Annotated in this window: 15 protein-coding genes; 5 read left to right on the plus strand and 10 right to left on the minus strand. The window is 66.9% G+C overall.

Going from position 1 to position 19268, the window contains the following annotated elements; translation table 11 throughout:
* Nucleotides 1-31: 31 nt before the first annotated feature.
* Nucleotides 32-1066: an aldo/keto reductase gene (locus BMZ97_RS18240; RefSeq protein ID WP_092172663.1), complete on the plus strand. Its 1035-nt coding sequence runs from the start codon at nt 32-34 to the stop codon at nt 1064-1066.
* A 128-nt stretch (nt 1067-1194) separates the two neighbouring features.
* Here the strand turns inward: BMZ97_RS18240 and BMZ97_RS18245 are convergent, their stop codons facing one another.
* Both BMZ97_RS18245 and BMZ97_RS18250 read right to left on the minus strand, forming a co-directional pair.
* Nucleotides 1195-1761, minus strand: a complete 567-nt coding sequence (locus BMZ97_RS18245; protein ID WP_092172666.1) for an ActR/PrrA/RegA family redox response regulator transcription factor — start codon at nt 1759-1761, stop codon at nt 1195-1197.
* A gap of 83 nt (nt 1762-1844) precedes the next feature.
* Nucleotides 1845-3194, minus strand: coding sequence for an ActS/PrrB/RegB family redox-sensitive histidine kinase (locus BMZ97_RS18250; protein WP_244546480.1), 1350 nt, complete (start codon nt 3192-3194; stop codon nt 1845-1847).
* A gap of 190 nt (nt 3195-3384) precedes the next feature.
* On the opposite strand from BMZ97_RS18250, the gene phaZ reads away from it, so the two are divergent.
* Nucleotides 3385-4686, plus strand: a complete 1302-nt coding sequence (phaZ, locus tag BMZ97_RS18255) for a polyhydroxyalkanoate depolymerase (RefSeq protein WP_092172669.1) — start codon at nt 3385-3387, stop codon at nt 4684-4686.
* 21 nt (nt 4687-4707) lie between these two features.
* On the opposite strand, the gene BMZ97_RS18260 is transcribed toward phaZ, so the two are convergent.
* Both BMZ97_RS18260 and BMZ97_RS18265 read right to left on the minus strand, forming a co-directional pair.
* Nucleotides 4708-5106, minus strand: a complete 399-nt coding sequence (locus BMZ97_RS18260) for a type II toxin-antitoxin system VapC family toxin (RefSeq protein ID WP_092172672.1) — start codon at nt 5104-5106, stop codon at nt 4708-4710.
* On the minus strand, nt 5106-5345 hold the full coding sequence (locus BMZ97_RS18265; RefSeq protein ID WP_092172676.1) for a type II toxin-antitoxin system VapB family antitoxin: 240 nt from the start codon (nt 5343-5345) through the stop codon (nt 5106-5108). Before BMZ97_RS18265 ends, BMZ97_RS18260 begins: the two co-directional genes overlap by 1 nt.
* A gap of 247 nt (nt 5346-5592) precedes the next feature.
* Here BMZ97_RS18265 and BMZ97_RS18270 point away from each other — a divergent pair, with 247 nt between their 5' ends.
* Entirely contained in the window at nt 5593-6333 is a 741-nt protein-coding gene (locus tag BMZ97_RS18270) for a M48 family metallopeptidase (protein WP_092172679.1), read from the plus strand.
* Nucleotides 6334-6523: 190 nt separating this feature from the next.
* Complete coding sequence (locus tag BMZ97_RS18275) at nt 6524-7720, plus strand: multidrug effflux MFS transporter (protein ID WP_092172682.1); 1197 nt, start codon at nt 6524-6526, stop codon at nt 7718-7720.
* A 291-nt stretch (nt 7721-8011) separates the two neighbouring features.
* Here the strand turns inward: BMZ97_RS18275 and BMZ97_RS18280 are convergent, their stop codons facing one another.
* Together BMZ97_RS18280 and BMZ97_RS18285 are read right to left on the minus strand one after the other, a co-directional pair.
* On the minus strand, nt 8012-8242 hold the full coding sequence (locus tag BMZ97_RS18280) for a hypothetical protein (protein WP_092172685.1): 231 nt from the start codon (nt 8240-8242) through the stop codon (nt 8012-8014).
* A gap of 21 nt (nt 8243-8263) precedes the next feature.
* Nucleotides 8264-10339, minus strand: coding sequence for a transglycosylase domain-containing protein (locus tag BMZ97_RS18285; protein WP_092173292.1), 2076 nt, complete (start codon nt 10337-10339; stop codon nt 8264-8266).
* A gap of 392 nt (nt 10340-10731) precedes the next feature.
* Between BMZ97_RS18285 and BMZ97_RS18290 the strand changes: the two genes are divergently transcribed.
* Nucleotides 10732-11130 (plus strand): DoxX family protein, encoded by a 399-nt coding sequence (locus BMZ97_RS18290; protein WP_092172688.1) that lies wholly within the window; start codon nt 10732-10734, stop codon nt 11128-11130.
* A gap of 301 nt (nt 11131-11431) precedes the next feature.
* Here BMZ97_RS18290 and trxA read toward each other — a convergent pair whose 3' ends face one another.
* The 4 genes from trxA to BMZ97_RS18310 form a co-directional block, all read right to left on the minus strand.
* Entirely contained in the window at nt 11432-11752 is a 321-nt protein-coding gene (trxA, locus tag BMZ97_RS18295) for a thioredoxin (protein WP_069689150.1), read from the minus strand.
* Between the two features lie 108 nt (nt 11753-11860).
* Nucleotides 11861-15397, minus strand: coding sequence for a double-strand break repair helicase AddA (gene addA / locus BMZ97_RS18300; protein WP_092172691.1), 3537 nt, complete (start codon nt 15395-15397; stop codon nt 11861-11863).
* The gene (gene addB / locus BMZ97_RS18305; protein ID WP_092172694.1) at nt 15394-18501 is read right to left on the minus strand and encodes a double-strand break repair protein AddB; all 3108 of its coding nucleotides are present in this window, start codon (nt 18499-18501) and stop codon (nt 15394-15396) included. Before addB ends, addA begins: the two co-directional genes overlap by 4 nt.
* Nucleotides 18494-19237: a nucleotidyltransferase family protein gene (locus BMZ97_RS18310; RefSeq protein ID WP_244546481.1), complete on the minus strand. Its 744-nt coding sequence runs from the start codon at nt 19235-19237 to the stop codon at nt 18494-18496. Before BMZ97_RS18310 ends, addB begins: the two co-directional genes overlap by 8 nt.
* Nucleotides 19238-19268 lie beyond the last annotated feature (31 nt).

Below are 19268 nucleotides of genomic sequence, written 5' to 3' on the forward strand. Positions count from 1 at the left end.
ACGCTCTTAATCGCCTGACAGGAGAAACCTCATGGATTATCGACAGCTCGGCGCATCCGGCCTGAAAGTCCCTGCCCTCAGCTTCGGCTGCGGCACATTTGGTGGCGAGGGGCCGCTCTTCAGCGCCTGGGGCGACACCGACGTCGCGCAGGCCAAGCGCCTCGTCGACATCTGCCTCGAGGCCGGCGTCACGCTTTTTGATACGGCGGATGTCTATTCCAGCGGCGCGTCCGAGACGATCCTGGGCGAGGCGCTGGAGGGCCGGCGCAATCAGGCGCTGATCTCGACCAAGCTCGGCCTGCCCGCGGGCGATGGCCCCTTGCAGGCGGGCACCTCGCGCCTGCGCCTGATCGCGGGCGTCGAGGCGGCGCTGAAACGCTTGCGCACCGACCATATCGACCTGCTGCAGCTCCGTGCTTTTGATGCCGCGACGCCGGTCGAGGAGGTCTTGAGCGCGCTCGACGCGCTCATGCGGGCCGGTAAGCTGCTCTATGTCGGCGCCTCCAACTTCTCAGGCTGGCAGTTGATGAAGTCGCTCGCCGCCGCCGACCGCCATGGCTGGCCGCGCTATGTCGCCCATCAGGTCTATTATTCGCTGGTCGGGCGCGACTATGAATGGGAGCTGATGCCGCTCGGGCTCGATCAGAAGGTCGGCGCGATGGTCTGGAGCCCGCTCGGCTGGGGCCGCCTGACCGGCAAGCTCCGCCGCGGCCAGCCGCTTCCCGCCGGCAGCCGCCTGCATGAAAGCGCCGATTTCGGCCCGCCGGTCGACGATGAGCGGCTCTACGCCATCGTCGATGTGCTGGATGCGCTCGCCCAGGAGACCGGCAAGACCGTGCCGCAGATCGCATTGAACTGGCTGCTGCGCCGCCCGAGCGTCTCCAGCGTCATCATCGGCGCGCGCAATGAGGAGCAACTGCGCCAGAATCTCGGCGCCGTCGGTTGGAGTCTGACGCACGAGCAGGTCGCGCGGCTCGATGCTGCCAGCGCAGTGACGCCGGCCTACCCGCATTATCCCTATTGGCGCGAAGGCGGCTTCAAGCAGATCAACCCGCCGCCGGTCTAGAGCGTTTTCGAGCGAAGTGGAGACCGGTTCGCGTGAAGAAAACGCGTTAAAACAAAGAGCTAGAGCTGTAGAACGATCCAATTGGATCATTCTACAGCTCTAGCAATGCGATCTGGAGTGCATCCGGCCTATCGCGGGGCGCGCTTCGCCAGGATGCGCTGCAAGGTGCGCCGATGCATGCCGAGCCGGCGCGCCGTCTCCGAGACATTGCGGCTGCACAATTCATAGACGCGCTGGATATGCTCCCAACGCACCCGGTCGGCCGACATCGGGTTTTCCGGCGGCATCGGGCGGGCATTGCGCGAGGCGGCCAGGGCCGAATGGATCTCGTCAGCGTCGGCGGGCTTGGCGAGGAAGTCGAAGGCGCCGAGCTTCACGGCGCTGACGGCGGTCGCAATATTGCCATAGCCGGTCAGCACGATGCCGCGTGCATCGGGCCGGCGCTCCTTCAATCGCGCGATCACATCGAGCCCGTTGCCGTCGGCGAGGCGCAGATCGATCACGGCGAAGGCCGGGGCAGCCTCCTCAACGGCGGCAAGCCCGGCTGAGACGCTTTCAGCAGTCCGCACCAGATAGCCACGTCCCTCCATGGCGCGCGCCAGCCGGGTCAGGAACGGCTTGTCGTCGTCGACCAGCAAAAGGGACATATCCGCCGACGTTTCCATCGGGGCGGCTTCGCTCGGCACATCTTGCATCGGAATTCTCCTTCCGCCGGGCCTGTCCCGGCGGAATTGTAGCGCGGTTGCCGCCGCTACGCATCAGGCAGGGGGCGGATCAGTCAGCCCCTATGTAGGGCCGAAGCGTCCGGGTTTGTAGCCCCTTGCGGGCGCAGGCCGGCCTCGAACACAGCTCGGGGCCAGCTGATCCTGATCGAGGCCCCGCTTGCGGGCGCGGGCAGGTTCGAGAACTCGATGGCCGCCCCGCCGCGCTCGAGCAGCGTCTTGGCGATGAAGAGGCCCAGGCCCAGCCCGCCGCCGGCGCGGTTCTCGCCCGCCCCATGGGTAAGGTAAGGTTCGCCAGCGCGCATCAGCACATCAGGCGGAAAGCCCGGCCCGTCATCGGCGATGATCAGCGTGACCTGGCTGTCGTTCCAGCGCGCCGTGATGGTCACGGCCGCCTGGGCGAAATCGACCGCATTGTCGACGATATTGCCGAGGCCATAGATCATGCCGGGGTTGCGGCGGCAGATGGGTTCGGGCTTCTCACCCTGCATCGTGATCTCGAAGGGCATGCCGAAGGGGCGTTGCGGCCCGGCCGCCTCCTCGATCAGCAGGCGAAGCGACAGCTCGTCCAAAGGACTGCCATCGTCGTCCTGCAGCGAGGTGAGCTTGCCGAGGATGCCGCGGCAGCGCTCGACCTGCTCGCGCAGCAGCGCGATATCCTCTGCCATTTCGCCTTCCGCCGGCGCCAGGCGCGAGAGTTCGCGCGCCACCAGCGCGATCGTGGCGAGCGGCGTGCCGAGCTCATGGGCGGCGGCGGCGGCCAGCCCGTCGAGCTGCGAGAGATGCTGTTCGCGCGCCAGCACGAGCTCGGTGGCGGTGAGCGCGTCGGAAAGGTCCCGCGCCTCCTTGGCGACCCGCCAGGCGTAGATGCCGGTGAAGCCCAAACCCAGCACGAGCGCGATCCAGTTTCCGGCCTGGTAATAGGCCGGCAGCACCGGACGGCCCTCGCCGGCCCAGGGCAGCGGCAGATGCGCGAAGCTGAGCCCTGTCGCCAGCGCCACGCCGAGCACGCCGAGCAGCAAGGTGCGCTGCGGCGGCAGCGCCGTCGCCGAGATCATCACCGGTGCGAGGAACAGGATCGAGAACGGGTTCTGCAGCCCGCCGGTGAGGTAGAGCAGCGCGGCGAGCTGGATGATGTCGAAGGCCAGCAGCGCGGTCGCAGCGCCCGCCGTCAGGCGGTGGCTGAGCGGAAAGCGGATGCGCAGCGCGATATTGAGCCAGGCCGAGACGGCGATGACGGCGAAGCACCAGCCGAAAGGCAAGACGAAGCCGAGCCCGAAATGCACGCCCGCCACGGCCAGGCTCTGGCCCGAGATCGCGAGCCAGCGCAGCCTGACCAGCGTGTCGAGACGCAAATGCCGGCTCGACCGGGCGAGCGCCGACTCCAGGAAGTCGGGGGGCGTCACGGCCCTGTTCCGGACGCGGGCCGGTGCGGCATCGTCAGCATTTTCCTGTGGCAGATAGGCATCGCAGCGAAATCTTAGTCTTTAGCCGGGTTGTATGAGAACAAATACCACCTACGGTGCGTTTCCTGTTGCGGCGCATCATGAATCGTTGCCGCGACCGAAAGACCGATTTCGCATGCACGGGGCCGCCATGTCGTTTGCCTACCATGCCTTCGAAGCTGTGCACATAATGGTGGGCCCCGCGCGCGGCCTCTCCGACGCGATGCAGCTCGCTTTCAAGAACCCGGCCAATCCGCTGAGCTACACGCCGTTTGGACGCACCATCGCTGCCTCCTGCGAATTGTTCGAGCGCAGTACGCGTCGCTATGGCAAGCCGACCTTCGGGCTGGCCGAGACCACGATCAACGGCGTCAAGGTCGCGGTCGAGGAGCGCATCGTCTGGGAGCGGCCCTTCTGCAAGCTGATCCATTTCGACCGCAAGATCGAGGGGCGCCGCAAGCCGCAGCCCAAGGTGCTGCTGGTCGCGCCGATGTCAGGCCACTACGCCACGCTGCTGCGCGGCACGGTCGAGGCCTTCCTGCCCGGCCATGAGGTCTACATCACCGATTGGGTCGACGCCCGCCATGTGCCGCTCTCGGCCGGGCGCTTCGATCTTGATGATTATATCGACTACGTCATCGCCATGCTGCAGATGCTCGGCTCCGACACCCATGTCATGGCCGTCTGCCAGCCTTCCGTGCCGGTGCTCGCCGCGATCGCCCGCATGGAAGCGGAGAACGATCCGTGTGCTCCGCGTTCGATGACGCTGATGGGCGGGCCGATCGACACGCGCCGCTCGCCGACCGAGGTCAACAAGCTCGCGATGGATCGCGGCATCGACTGGTTCCGCAACAACTGCATCACCACCGTACCCTTTCCGAACCAGGGTTTCTTCCGCGCCGTCTATCCCGGCTTCCTGCAGCTCTCGGGCTTCATGGCGATGAATCTCGATCGGCACGTCACCGCCCATTACGACATGTTCAAGCATCTGATTCGGGGTGACGGCGATTCCGCCGAGAAGCATCGCGATTTCTACGACGAGTACATGGCGGTGATGGACCTGACCGCCGAGTTCTATCTCCAGACCGTCGAAACCGTCTTCGTCGAGCATGCCTTGCCCAAGGGAACGATGATGCATCGCGACAAGCCGGTCGACTGCACGGCCATCCGCCGCGTCGCGCTGATGACGGTCGAGGGTGAGAAGGACGACATCTCCGGCGTCGGCCAGACCGAGGCCGCCCATGATCTCTGCGCCAATATCCCGGCCGACAAGCGCGTGCATTACCTTCAGAAGGGCGTCGGCCATTACGGCGTCTTCAACGGCTCGCGCTTCCGCTCCGAGATCGCCCCGCGCATCTCGGACTTCATGGTCAGCCTCGACATGGAGGCGGCCAAGAGCCGGCGCGATGCGAGCGCGATCGAGGCCCGCAAGGCGCTGAAGATCGCGAGCTGATCTTTCGGCGGAAACGGTCTCTCAGGCCACCTGAATGTCGGTCTGAGAAAAGTCGTTGCCCTTGAACAGCAGGGGAACGCGGTAGGCTTGGGCGCAGGCATAGGACATACAGTCGGCGAGATTGAGCTGGGCCGGATGGTCGCGGCCCTTGCCGAACGCCGCGAAGGCAGCCACGGCCTTTTTGGCGATGCTGCCATTGATCGGAACGATTGAAATTCGGGCCTCCCCCAAAACCAGCTGGATGCGGATCTCCGCCTCGATCGGATCGACTTTGAGCAAGCTCGACAGCCGCATCGCCGCTTCAAGAATGACAAGCCCCGAGGTGTAGCGATGGGGCGCGGCCGAGAGCTTTAGGGCGAAGCCATCCGCCTCCGGCTCGTCGGCCAGGATCGCGACGATGACCGACGTATCGACGAACATCAATGGCCCCACATCGCGTCGATTTCGTCCTTCGTCATGGTGTGGCCGCCTGGCTCGCCCTTGGCTGCGAGTTCGGCCGCGATCCGTTTCAGCCGAGCGGCCAGCGGCTCCTTCTCAGTCTCGCGGCGCAATTCTCCCTCGAGCGCTTGAATCACGGCCTCGGTCATCGTCACTTTGCGCTTGCGAGCGAGCTGCTGGGCGAGCTCGCGAGCGCGATCGTCGCGGATTTGCAGGGTCATGCGAGTGTCTTCCGAAACCTGTATGGACATTCATATCAATACGCCATGTCGCTGTCATCAATACAAATGCGGCTGGGCGCATGTCGCGACGTCTGTAGCGTCCGCTTCGCGCCGCACAGGCGACGAGCCGAAAGCCCTCCATCTCTCACCAAAAAGCCGGCCGGCGTGACCATGTTCACCGACCGTTCGCCCTTAGAGTTTTTTCGCCTCTTCCGCAAAGCTTGCGAATCCGGCACCATTCCGCGCGATGCGGCTCTCTCTGTTCAAGCGGCAACCCGATCCCGACAGGATCGAGGTTCCCCATGCCGGCACGATCTACCCGGTCGCGGTGAAGCGGCGGGCGAGCGCGCGCCGCATGACCTTGCGCGTCTCGCAGGCGACAGGCGAGATCACGCTGACCTTGCCCGAACGCGCCGATTTCGCCACGGGCCGGCTTTTCGCCGAGAAGCATGGCGGCTGGATCGCGGCGCGTCTCGCCAAGCGGCCGCTATCGGTGCCGTTCGAGCCCGGCCAGACCATCCCCTATCGCGGTGTGCCGCACCGCATCGTGCATTGGTCCAAGGCGCGCGGCGTCACCCATGCGACGACCGACAGGGATGGCGCGGCGATCATCGCGGTGGCGGGCGAGGCCGTGCATGTGCCCCGCCGCGTCAAGGATTTCCTGCGTCGTGCCGCGCTCGAGGATCTCGAGCGCGCCGTCAGGACACACACGGCGACGCTCGGCATCCCGGCGCGCAAGATCACCATCCGCGACACCACCAGCCGCTGGGGCTCATGCTCGTCCAAGGGCCATCTGAACTTCTCCTGGCGCCTGATCCTGGCGCCGCCGCTGGTGCTCGACTATCTCGCCGCCCATGAGGTCGCCCATCTCAAGGAGATGAACCATTCGCACCGCTTCTGGGCCCTGACCCACAAGCTCTGCCCGCGCACGGAAGAGGCGGAAGTCTGGCTCAAGCGCCATGGCGCGGGGCTGCACGGCTTCGGCTGAAGCTCGACAGTGTGATGCTCCCGGCCGAGAGCCGGATGATTTCAGATGGGATCACGTGGTGATCCCATCTGAAATCTGAATCCGTCTCTCATCTAAGAGTGAGAGCAGGATCAATGCGAAAAACCGGCTCCCACTTTTTCGCATCCTGCTCTAGATAGCGGGCACAGCCAGCCTAAGGGTCGCTACCTCCATGAAACTCCGTCCCGATACGCTGGCGATGACCGCCGTCCTCGCCATGCTGACGGCGCTTGGGCCGCTCTCGACCGATTTCTACCTGCCGTCGCTGCCCGAGATCGTGCGGGTGATGGAAACGGACGTCGCCGGCGCGCAGGCGACCTTGTCCTCCTTCCTCTTCGGCTATGCCGGCGGCCAGATCATCTGGGGCCCGCTCTCCGACCGGCTCGGCCGCAAGCCCATCCTGCTCGCCGGACTGGCCCTGTTCCTGCTGGCGACGCTCGCCTGTGCGCTCGCGCCTTCGATCGGGGCGCTGACGGCGGCGCGCGCCGTCCAGGCCTTCGGCGCCTCCGGCCCGATCGTGCTCGGCCGCGCCATGGTGCGCGATCTCTATGAGGGGCCGCGAGCCGGCCGCGAAATGGCGCGCATGGGCATGATCATGGGGCTGGTGCCGGCGGTCGCGCCGGTGCTGGGCGGCCTCTTGCAGGACGCCTTCGGCTGGCGCTCGACCTTCGTCGCCTCGCTCGTCTTCGCGCTCGGCCTCGCCGCGACGATCATCCTCGTCATGCCCGAGACGCTCAGGGCGCGTACGCCCGGTGCGCTCTCCATCCCCGCGATCTTCCGCGGCTTCGGCGTGCTGCTGCAGAACCGCGCCTTTCGCGTCTATGTCGGCTTGACCGCGCTGGCTTATGCCGGGCTCTTCGCCTTCATTTCGGGCTCATCCTTCGTCCTGATCGGCGTCTACGGCCTGTCGCCGGTGCAGTACGGCCTGTCCTTCGGCTTTGGCGTCCTCGGCTTCATCGGCGGCACCATCCTCGCCCAGCGCCTCGTCGGCTCGCGCGGGCTGGACGGCGTCATCGCGATCGGCGTGGCCTGTCTCGCCGGCGGTGGCGTGGCGATGCTGATTTGTGTTGCGGCCGGTATCGGCGGCCCGTTCGGCGTGGTCGTGCCGATGGCGCTCTATGCCTGCGGCGTCGGGCTGACCATGCCGCAGTCGCAAGCCTCGGCGATGATGCCGTTTCCCGACAGGGCGGGCGCGGCCTCGTCCTTCAACGGGCTCTGCCAGATGCTGCTTTCAGCCTGCGTCGGGCTTCTCGTCGGCCATGCCCTGAAGGGCACGGCGCTGCCGCTGCCGCTGGTGATGTCGGCGCTCGGTGTCGCCGCGCTGGTGCTGTTCAAGGCGAGCGCCGCAGTTCGGGCTGAAAAAACCTAGAGCAATTTCCGATCCGGTTGGATCGTTCAATTGCTCCAGGTCATTGTTTTAACGCGTTGTCTTCACGCGAATCGGTATGCACTTCGCTCGAAAACGCTCTAGAGCAGGATGCGAAAAAGTGGGAACCGGTTTTTCGCATTGATCCTGCTCTAACTCCTTGATGAGAGACGGATTCAGATTTCAGGCGGGATCACGAAGTGACCCCGTCTGAAATCATCCGGCTCTAGAATTTCGAGTTCGCATGGGTTGTTTCGAAAGCCACATTCGCTGTTCGAGCCGATGCTTCAACCTCTACGTCCGCTCGGTTGTGTCTGCGATCACGCCGGCAAGGACCAATGCGACGACGCCGATCGGGCACATCACGACATAATACAGCACGGCGTTGCCATGTGATCGCAAGACATCGTCCAGCACCGCGCCGGCCATGAGCGTCATCGCAAGAGCGCCGAGGCAGGCCCAGCCCTTCCAATGCACGGGAAAAAAGCGGCCGAGGCTTGGCGATATGAACCAGGGTTCCTTCATCGAAGGCCCCGCCACCGAGCGTCAGCCGCCAAACAGCTTCTGCAGCAGGTTCTTCTCCTGCGGCGCCGGCGGCACCCAGCTGCGTTCGCTGTCGGCCGTCTGCGTGTTGGCCGGCGGGCGGGCGGCCGCGACCGGCGCGCCATTGTCGAAGATCGATTTCGGCCCGCTGCGCCAGAGCCCGCCCGGCAGGGGCGCAGGCTGCATGCCGGCATGGGCGGCCTTCATGTACTTGCCCCAGATATCGGCCGGCAACCCGCCGCCGGCGACCCGCTTCATCTGGCTGTTGTCGTCATTGCCGAGCCAGACGGCGGTGACGAGGCGGGCGGTGAAGCCGACGAACCAGGCGTCGCGGAAATCCTGCGTGGTGCCCGATTTGCCGCCGACCTCCCAGCCGGGAATGTTGACCTTGGCGCCGGTGCCGCTGAGCATGACCTCGTGGAACATGGTGTTCATCATCGAGAGCGTCTGCGGCTGCACCACAGTGCCGAAACCTGAGCCCTTGCGGGCATAGATCACCTTGCCGGAAGACGATTTCACCTCGCGGATGACATAGGGCAGCACCGACTGCCCGCCATTGGCGAAGGTGGCATAGGCCGTCGTCAACTCCACCGGCGTGACCTCGGAGGTGCCCAGCGCCAGCGAGAGATTGGGCTGCAGGCTGGACGAGATGCCGAGGCGCTGCGCCGTGCGAACCACCTCCTTCGGCGTCACCTCCTGGATGAGCCGGGCAGCGATGGTGTTGAGCGAATGGGCGAAGGCGGTCTGCAGCGTCACCGGGCCGCGATAGCTCCGGGAATAGTTCTCCGGCTCCCAGCCCTTGATCGAGACCGGTGAATCGTCGCGGATCGTGTCCGGCGTCAGGCCTTGCTCCAGCGCGGTCAGATAGACGAAGGGCTTGAAGGACGAACCTGGCTGGCGCTTGGCGGCGGTGGCGCGGTTGAACTGGCTCTTGGTGTAGTCGCGTCCGCCGATCAGCGCCCGCAGCGCGCCGTCCGGCGCCATCGAGACGACCGCGCCCTGGCTGACATTGAGCTTGCCGCCTTGCGCCGCCAGCGCCTCGACCAGCGTCGTTTCGGCCGAGGCCTGCAGCTTGGTGTCGATCGTCGTCAGCACGGTGACGTCGCCTTCGACCCCCCCAATGAAGTCGTCGAGCACGTCCATCACATAATCGGCCGCATAATTCACCGACCCGGCGCCGCTGCGTTCCGGCACCTCGGCAGGCGCTGTCAGCGCCGTCTTGGCGGCCGACTGCGAGATGAAGCCCTGATCGGCCATCGCCGCGATCACGAGCTGCGCCCGCTTCTCGGCGGCGTCTGGATTGCGGTTGGGCGCGAGCCGCGAGGGCGCCTGCACGAGGCCAGCCAGCATCGCAGCCTCCGCGATCGTCACCGAGCGCGCCGATTTGTTGAAATAGCGCTGCGCCGCGGCCTCGACGCCATAGGCGCCCGAACCGAAATAGACGCGGTTGAGGTAGAGTTCGAGAATCTGGTTCTTGGAGTAGGTCCGCTCCAGCCACAGCGCCAGGATCGCCTCCTGGATCTTGCGCGCGGCGGTGCGCTCCTGAGTCAGGAACAGGTTCTTGGCGAGCTGCTGCGTCAGCGTCGAACCGCCTTGTACGCCACCGCGCCGGCGCAGATTATTGACCATGGCGCGCGCCAGGCCGACCGGGTCGATGCCGAAATGCTCGTAGAAGCGCCGGTCCTCGATCGCCACGAAGGCCTTGGGCAAATAGGGCGGCACCTCGCCGATGGTGATGGTGCGCCCGCCGGTCTCGCCGCGATTGGCGAGCAATGTGCCGTCGGCGGCGAGGATCGCGATATTTGGCGGCCGCTTCGGTACGGTGAGCTGGTTGATCGGCGGCAATTGCGCGGCGTGATAGGCGATCAGCCCGCCCAGCCCGATGGCGCACCAGAGGCCGAGTACCATGGTCCAGTAGAACAGGCCGCCGAGCAGCGAGCGGCCCTTGCGCTTGCGCCGCCGGCCGCCGCCATTGCCGCCACCGCTGCGCTTGTCGCGTCGCGGGGCTTCGCGCCGCTCGTCAGAACGGGCGGGTGCGCGGTTGCCGCGCCCAGGGCGATCGTCGTCGGACAGACGCATGTCGAAATCGTCGCGGCTTTCGTCGCGTCCGCGTTCGAATGACGGCTCGCGCCGTTCGCCCCGTCTCGCCTTGTCGTTCATTCCGCCCCGTTCAAGCCTGTCGGCACATTCTCAAAAAGGTGAAGCTGCCCTCGCGTCAAACAGGAGTGAAACATGGCGCTTTTAAGGGGCGGTTAAGCCTGGGGCTGGCGAGGATGCGTTGCAGCGTCACGTGAACGTGAAGATGTTGCAATCATGCAAGCCTGTATCGCCGCGCGGAGAATATTGCGCCGCCTGCGACAATCTGCCTATCAAGCGCAAAATAAACCCTTGGGTGGTGATGCCTCGATCGATTCTCCGCGAGTCGACGAAGATTTGTGTCGAAATCGCAAGTTGCACAGAAAGAGAGATATATGCAGGCCCTCAATTCCCTCCAGCGCTATTCGCCCCAGATGCTCGGATTGCTGCGCATTGTCACGGCGTTGATCTTCATCGCTCATGGCACGCAGAAACTGATCGGCTTCCCCGTGGCGCCGGCCAGCGGCCTTCCGGCCGCCTTCACGCTGTTCTGGTTCGGCGCGATCCTCGAGACTTTTGGCGGCCTGCTGATGCTGGTCGGCTTCCTGACCCGCCCCGTCGCCTTCATCCTCGCGGGCGAGATGGCCTATGCCTACTGGATGATGCACGCACCCCGGAGCTTCTACCCGGTCATGAATGGCGGCGACGCCGCGATCCTCTACTGCTTCATCTTCCTCTATCTCTTCGTCGCCGGTGCCGGCGCCTGGGGGGTCGATAGCCGCAGCAAGGCCTGATCGAGCGAGCCTCGACCACGAGAGCATTGCGCGAAAAAGTGGGTACCGGTTATTCGCAAGAGCAACACTCTCCGCTTTTAGAGCGTTTTCGAGCGAAGTGGACACCGGTTCGCGTGAAGAAAACGCGTTAAAACAAGGAGCTAGAGCATTTCCGCGATTCGGAGAAACGCGGAAATGCTCTAGAATCGATCGCGTCGCATTCGGGCGATGCTGTCCGTATGCGACGCGATCGAGCGCAACGAAAGAAGCCCGCCTTCCCCTGGGGAAAGGCGGGCTTCTTTTATTGGATCGGGCGAAACGCTCAGACGGAGCCGGCGATCCAGCGCGACAAGTCGCTCTTGGGGGCAGCGCCGACCTTCTGCGAGGCCAGCTTGCCGTCCTTGAACAGCATCAGGGTCGGAATCGAACGGATGCCGAACTGGGCGGGGATCGCCTGGTTCTCATCGACGTTCATCTTCACGATCTTGACCTTGCCGTTCATCTCGCCGGCGATTTCCTCGAGCGCCGGGCCGATCATGCGGCAGGGACCGCACCATTCCGCCCAGAAATCCACCACGACCGGCTCGGAGGACTTCAGGACATCAGCCTCGAAGCTCGCATCGGTCACTTTGGTCGTCGCCATGGCTTGGTCGCCTTTCACAATCTGTTTGGCAGCAGCGCTGCATTCGCGGTGAAGCTATGAATGCGCACGGCCCGGGTCAAGGCACGGTCACAGGCCCTTGAAGCAAGGCTAACCTGCCATTTTCGCCAGGTCTTCCGTTTTCGCCAGGTCTTCCGTTTTCGCCAAGTCTTCCGTTTTCGCCAAGTCTGCCATTTGCGCCAAGACGGCGTCGAGATCGTGGGCTTCCGGCTCGAGCGTCGTCAGCGTCGCGGTGTAGATCGCCAGCGCCCGCACATGGCGGCCGGGATAGATCGCCCCGACAAGCGCGCGATAGACCGCAAGCTGCGCCAGCGTCGTGGGCGGGATCGCGGCCGCATTCGCGGGGGGCCGCGCCGTGGTCTTGAAATCGGCGATCAGGACTTCATCCTGCGTCACGGCCAGCCGGTCTATCTGGCCTGATACCGCCCGCCGGGAACCATCCGCCAGCGCGATCGCCCCAGTGACCGGCACTTCGGCGAGCGAGCCCTCGGCGAAAAGCGCGGCCAGCGCCGGCTCGCGCAGCAAGGCAAGCGCCGCCGTGACGATCCGCGCACGCCGCTCTGTCGGCAGGCCGCCGCCGCGCGTCGCCGCCAGCGCCTGCGCGGCGGCCTCGCGCCGTGCAGCTTCGACTTCGGGCAATATCTGCAGCAGCAGATGCGCCAACCGGCCGGCGCTCGCAGCCTGGGCAAGGAAGGGGCCGTCGCCCGGCCGCTCAGCGCCGTCGGCGGCAGCGAGCGCGCTCGAGGGCTTCAAGGGTGGAGCGGGCTCGTGCTCACGCGGTGCGAGGCGGTCGAACCAGGCGGGGATCTCGATCGCGCCAGGCGCGTCCAGCGCTTTGGCAGGCTCGGCAGCGCGCGGCACGGAAACGCGGAAACGTTGGATCATGCCCTGGCCGTCGGGCGCGGCTATGTCCTGCAGGCCCTGTTCGGAGGCGGCGAGCCCGGCTGCGACCATCGCATACCAGCTGCCCTCGGGCGCTTCACCCTTGGGCTGTGCCCCGCAGACGATCAGGCGGTCCTCTGCCCGGGTCAGCGCGACATAAAGCAGGCGGTGATGCTCCTCGACCATCTGCTGCACGACCAGCGCCTTGGCGGCCCGCGTCGCTTCCGCATCCTCCGCACCTGCCGGCGGCCAGAGCGGCACGGGCAGGCCGCGTGGCGGGTCGACGGCGAGGATCTTGGGCAAACGCTTGGCGCCGGGTTCTGGCGCGAGGTCGGCCAGGATGACGATCTTCGCCTCCAGCCCCTTGGCACCGTGCACGGTCATGACGCGAACCTCGCCGGCGCTGGCGGAGAGGTCGCGCTTCACATCGGCCGCGGTGCCGGAAATATGCTGCAGGAAACCGGCGAGCGAAGGGCCATGGCGGCGCTCATGGTCGAGCGCCGCGTTGAGGAAGGCGTCGAGCGCGTCGCCCGCCTCGGCTCCCAGATGCGCCAAAGCGAGATTGCGCCCGCCGCCCGGGCCGAGCAGCCCGGCGAAGAAGCGGAACGGCCCGGAGCGCCCGGCCTCTTCCGCCAGAGCAGCCAGCTTGCGCTCGACCGCCGCATAACGCGGCTCGTTGGCGCCGGCCTCTCGCAGCGCCTCGCGCAGCGAACCGGCACGCTCGGGCGCCAGGCGCAGCAGATCGTCGTCGTCGAGCCCGATCAACGGCGTCTTCAATGCGGTCGCGAGCGTGAGATCGTCATCGGGCAGCAGCAGCGTCCGCCCGAGCACGATCAGATCCTCGACCGCCGGGTGGTCGGCGAGCGTCAGGCGGTCGCGGCCCGTGACGGGCACGCCCTCGTCCTTCAGCGCCTTGACGATCGTCTCGAACAGCGCCCCGCGCTGGCGCAGCAGGATCATCACGTCGCCGGGCGCGAAGGGGTGGCCGAGATCGTCCTGCCCGGCCCGGCTCCAGCGGCCGAGCACGCCGGCGATGCGGGAGGCCAGCTTGACGATGCCGCTGCGCCGCTCGGCCGCGTCGACCGGTGTCGTCCAGGCGTCGGGCGGCTCGCCCTGGTCGTTGGCGCAGAGCGGCCAGAGATCGACGCAGCCGGGGTCGTTGCGGCGCACCGTGTCATGTGTCTCGGGTCGCATTGCGCCGTCGAAGACGAGGCCGCGGGCATGGTCGGGCGCGGCGAAGACCGCATCGACGGCTTGCATGATGTCGCTGGTCGAACGGAAGGAGGTGTTGAGGCTGACCGGCTCGAAACGCTGCCCTGCCTCCTCGATGCGTCGGCCAAGCCGCTGGCGCTCGTCGCCAAAAGCCTTCGGCATTGCGCCCTGGAAACCGTAGATCGACTGCTTCTCGTCGCCGACGACGAAGACCGTGCGCGGCTTGAGCGCGTCCTCGCTTGCGCCGAGGCCGGCGCTGAACTCCTCGGCGAGCTTGCCCAGGATCGCCCATTGCGCCTCGCTGGTGTCCTGCGCCTCGTCGAGCAGGATGTGGTCGATGCCGGCGTCGAGCTTGTAGAGCACCCAGCTCGCCTCGACGCGGGAGAGTAGCGAGCGCGTCTTGGCGATCAGGTCGTCATAGTCGAGCAGCGAGCGCTCGCTTTTCAGGCGCTGATAGGAGGCGAGCATCCGCGTCACCAGCAGCGCCAAGGCATGGCTGCGGTCGCGAATGGCGATGGCGTTGAGCTGGTCGCTCGCTGCGAGCACGCCGGCTGCAAGGCTTTCCAGCACCGAGAGCAGATCCGGCTCGAATTCGGATTTACCCTTACCGCGGATATTGGCGTTGATGCTGCCGGCCTCGGTGATGAAGCCGCGCCGGCATTGGGCGACCGGGTCGCCGTCGCCTTGTCCGGCGAGCAGCGCGCGCAGATTCGTGGCGAAAAGCTGCCGCGTGGCGCTGCCTGCGTCCAGAGCGGCGATCAGGCGCGGCAGCCCGCCCATCCCGGCGAGCGTCCGGCGGAAGGAGGCCTGCACCTCCTCGGCGGTCAGATCGGGCGCGATCCGCAGGAAGGCCGCCATGCCGTTGCGCATCTGGCCGGCGTCTCGTGCCCGGCCTTGCGCATCGCTGAACAAGGCGCGCTGGCGCAGCGCCTCCTGCATCATCGCATCGAATGTGTCCTGCGCCGCCTGCCGGGCGAGCAGGTCGAGCGCCTTGGCCTCGGCGCCTTCCGGATCGGCAGCGACCAGCGTCAGCAAGGCGCGCCGCGCATCGCGCAGCATCTCGGCCTGGGCCAGATCATCCGCAACCTCGAAGCGCGGCGGCACATTCGCCTCGAAGGGGGCTGATTGCAGCACCCGCGTGCAGAAGGCGTGAATGGTCTCGATCTTCAGGCCGCCCGGCGTCTCCAGCGCCTGCGCGAAGAGCCGCCGGGCCGTTGCGCGCTGGTCCGGGGAGGAGGCTTTCCCGGTCAGCGCCGTGAGCAGCTCCGTCAGGCCGTCGTCGGGCATGGTCGCCCATTCCGAAAGCGCCTTGAAGATGCGGTTCGCCATATTGGCGGCGGCCGCCTTGGTATAGGTGATGCAGAGCATGCGGCCGGGCTCGACGCCGTCGAGCAGCAGTCGCAGCACGCGGTTGACCAGCACATAGGTCTTGCCCGAGCCGGCATTGGCCGAGACCCAGGCGCTGAGGCGAGGGTTTGCGGCGAGCGCCTGCCTTTGCTGGGTCAGCGGCGGAATCTGGGGTTGCGACCTCATGCCTCGCCTCCCTCATCCTCGCTGGAGGCGGCAGACCATTCCTTGACGCGGGCGAGCTGGTCATAGGGGCTGGCATATTTGATGTAGTCGGGAGCGCGCCGCGAGACGAAGGCTTCGCGCCCGCTGCGGAGCGCGTCGAGATGCTGCAGCAGGCGCTCGAGATGGCGCGAGGCGACATCGGCCAAGGGCTCACCGTCGAAATCGAGCGGCTTGTCCTTGGCCCAGGCCTTCGGATCATGATGCAGCTTGAGGTAGAGCAGCGCCTCGACCGGCGTCGGGCCGATCAGGTCGCGGAAGCCGGCGCGGGCCGCGAGCTCCGCTTCCAGCGTCAATTGCGGTGCAAACCCCTTCTCGACCTGCGCCTTGCTCGGCGGCGCGCCGGTCTTGAAGTCGATGATCCTGAGCTTGGGCTCATGCGTCACCTCGATGCGATCGGCCCGGCCGCTCAATCGCAGTTCGGCGCCATCAGTGAGCGTAAAGGCGAAGCCCGTGCCGCGTTCGACGGCGACGCGCGCCAATGTCCCGCGCCGCCTCTCCTCCCAGGCGATGAAATGGCCCGCCGTGAGCAGGAAGCGCGGCCACCAGAAGGCGCGCACTTCCGGGGTCTCGGCGAAATCCTCGAACAGCCGGTCCCCGATGGCGATCAGGCGGCCGAGCGCATCGGCCGGCAATTGCTCGGGATAGGTCTGCGCGAAGGTCGCGACGATGTCGTGCAGCAGGCTGCCGCGATCGGCGGCTGTCGGGTCCTCAATCAAGGGGTCGAGCGCGTCGAGCTTCAGGATCTTGCGGGCATGAATCTGATAGGGGTCGCGATAGAGCGTCTCGACATCGGTGACGCTGAGCGAGAGCGGTTGGAGATGCCGCGCCGGCTTCGGCGCGGGCCGTCCCGTCGGCCGCGCCGCTGCGGGCGCGCTGAGCCGGTCGGCCAGAGCGATCAATCGGTTGCCGCCCGCGCTCGCCTGGCTCCAGAGCGGTGGCGGGGTCACCGCTTTCAGCCGCAGCCAGAAGCGCGAGGCGATGGTCTCGGATTCGCCGGCCTTGCGCGCCCGGGTCAGCGTCACCTGCCTTGCCATCAGCGCCTGCACGAAGTCATGCGCGGTCTGGCCGATCCTCCGCTCCGGCTGCGACAGCTTGAGCTCGGTCCGCATCGGCCGGTTGATGAAGGAATCCGTCTTCGTTTCCGGCGGCCAGACCAGCTCGTTCAGCCCGCCGAGCACGATATGGTCGGCTTCGAGCAGGCGGGCTTCGAGCAGGCCCCAGATTTTGACACGCGGATGGCCGCCGCCCGCCCGCCTGACCACGCGCTCGGCCAGCAGCCCGTCGAGGATCGCGATGAAATCCTGGGCCCGCCCGCCTGCGGGCATGTCGGCTTCCGCACCAGTGAGATCGTCGAAGAGCCCGGCCAGCGCCTCGCCATCCGCGCCCGTGAAGGCGAGCGTGTTTCCGTCCGGGTCGCGGGCAAACGCCTCGATCGCGGATCGTGCCACGGCAGTGGTGGTGGCAAGCGAGGCGTCCGGCGCCTGCAAGGCATCGATCAGCGGGCCGAGCGCGGCACAAAGCGTATCGAGAAGCTGAGCGGCGGCGGCCTGGTCCTCGGGCTTGAGCCGCCGGCGCGGGCCCGGCGCGTGCGGTTCCAGCTTGAGTCCCGCCAGGTCGGCCAGGGCGAGGCGCAGACCGTCCAGCCCCTTGGCCACCGAGACGCCGCGCCAACTACCGATCTCCAGCGCAGCCGCTCCACGCGCGACGGCCTCGGGCGTTAGCCCCAACCGGCAGAGCGGATGCGCCAGCAGGGCGACCAGGCTCGCCGGGTTCGCCTGCGTCAAAGCGGCCTCCAGGATCAATCGCAGCAGCGCGCCGGCCGGCCAGCGCGCCAGCGGCAAGCCGGCGGAATCGTCGATATCGATGCCCCAGCGCCGCAGCTCGACGCCGACACGCTCGGCCAGCCCGCGATCGGGCGTGATCAAAGCCGCCTGCCGGCCCGGTTCCTCGAGCGTCTCGCGCAGGGCGATCGCGACAGCCAGCGCCTCCTCGCGCTCGGCCGAGGCCTCGACGATGCGCAGATCGCGAAAACCGGCTTCGGAGCTCGCAACGCTGACGCGCTCGGCCAGATCGGCCCAGGCCTCGGTCACGGAGGCCGGCAGCAAGGCCTCGCGCAGCAGGAGCTCCCGGCTCGCGCGGCAGGCGTCGGGCTCGGCCAGGGAGCGGACATCGGCGCGGGTGGCTTCGAGAAACTGCATGAGATGACGCAGCGCCGCCTGCGGATGCGACGGTGCGGGCTCGGTTTCGATCGCGCTCCAGGCTCTTTCCGGCAAGGCGAGATCGAGGCCCGGCAGCACGACCGCGCCGTTGGGCAGGCGCGCGATGGCCGCGAGCAGTCGCGCCGTCGCCGGGATCGTGCCGGTCGAGCCTGCGGCGATGATCGGCCCCGTCGCGCCGCCCGCGAGCAATCGCTCCCGCTCCGCCGCCAGCATGGCGTTGCGGAAAGCGGCCGGGTCGCAGGCGTCGCGCTCGGCCAGGATCGCCGGCCAGGCCTCGCCCAGGATCGCCAGGAAACTGGCGTTGAGCTGCCAGATCTTGTCGAAGCGCGTTGCATCCAGTGTCCGCAGCCGCTCGACTGGCACGCCCTCGGTCTGCAACTGGTCGAGCAGCGCGGCGAGGTCGCCGGCAAGCCCGTAAGCTTCGGCGAGCGTGGCGGGGACGAGCGAGGGCTCGGACGGATCGAGCTTGAGATGGCTGCGATTGGCTGATTTGCCCCAGGCGTCGACCAGCCGCGTCAAGAGCATGCGCCTGACCAGCGGATCGATCGGCGCGACGCGCTCATCCGTCCAGGCGCCGGCGCCGATCAGGGCGGTCTCGGCTTCGTCGACATCGCCGAGCGGCACGATCCGCGGCAGCAGCAGCGGCTGGCCGCCGAGCTTGTCCGAAAGGCTGGCGGCGAAGGCGCGCGCGGCCCGGCGCGTCGGCAGATAGAGCGTCGCGCGCGCCATCGCGGCGGGATCGTCGGGGTCGTGGATCCTGCCGAAGCGGCCATCCAGCATCGCCTGCGCCAGCACCTCCAGGAAGGGTGCACCGGCGGGAATGCTGAAGAGGTTGAGTTCAGGCATCGAGCGCCTGCGCCGCCGCTAGGGCGGCCTCGGCGGGCGCGATTTCATGTGGTGCGCCGATATGCAGCCATTGCCCTTCCAGCACATGGCCGAAGAGCCGGCTCGTGGCGCTGGCGCGGTCGAACAGCAGATTGAGCGAAAACGACCCGTCCGGCGTCCCGGCGAAGAAAGCAGGCGTCAACACGGAGACGCCCGCGAAGATATAAGGAGCGCTCGCAGCCTGGCCGCGCCGGGTCAGACGCCCGGCATCGTCGCTGAAGAAATCTCCGGCTCCTGTGAAGCCGACGCTGGTCTCGCGCCGGGCCAGGAGAAGCAGCATGTCCATGCGGGCCGGATCCCAGGCCTGCGCCATCACCGCGAGATTGGAGATGCCGGTCTCGCTCCAGAGCGTATCCGAATTGACGCTGAAGAACGGCCCGTCGCCGAGCAGCGGCAGCGCTTTTTTGGTGCCGCCCCCCGTCTCCAGCAGCGCGGCGCGCTCATCGGAGATCACGATCCGGGGGCTTGTCCGCCCGGCGACATGCATCTCGATCTGCCCGGCGAGGTGGTGCACATTGACCACCACCTCCTCGACCCCGGCCTCGGCCAGCCGGTCGAGCGCATGATCGAGCATCGCCTTGCCGCCGATCCTGACCAGCGGCTTGGGCAGCGTATCGGTGATCGGCCGCATGCGCTGGCCCAGCCCGGCCGCCAGAACCATGGCCCGGCGGATTGGTGGCGATGCGGCTTCCGTCACGCGAATCTCCTTGGATTGAGTAAGCTTATCA

Source organism: Allobosea sp. OK403, from assembly GCF_900113835.1.
Lineage (GTDB): Bacteria > Pseudomonadota > Alphaproteobacteria > Rhizobiales > Beijerinckiaceae > Allobosea.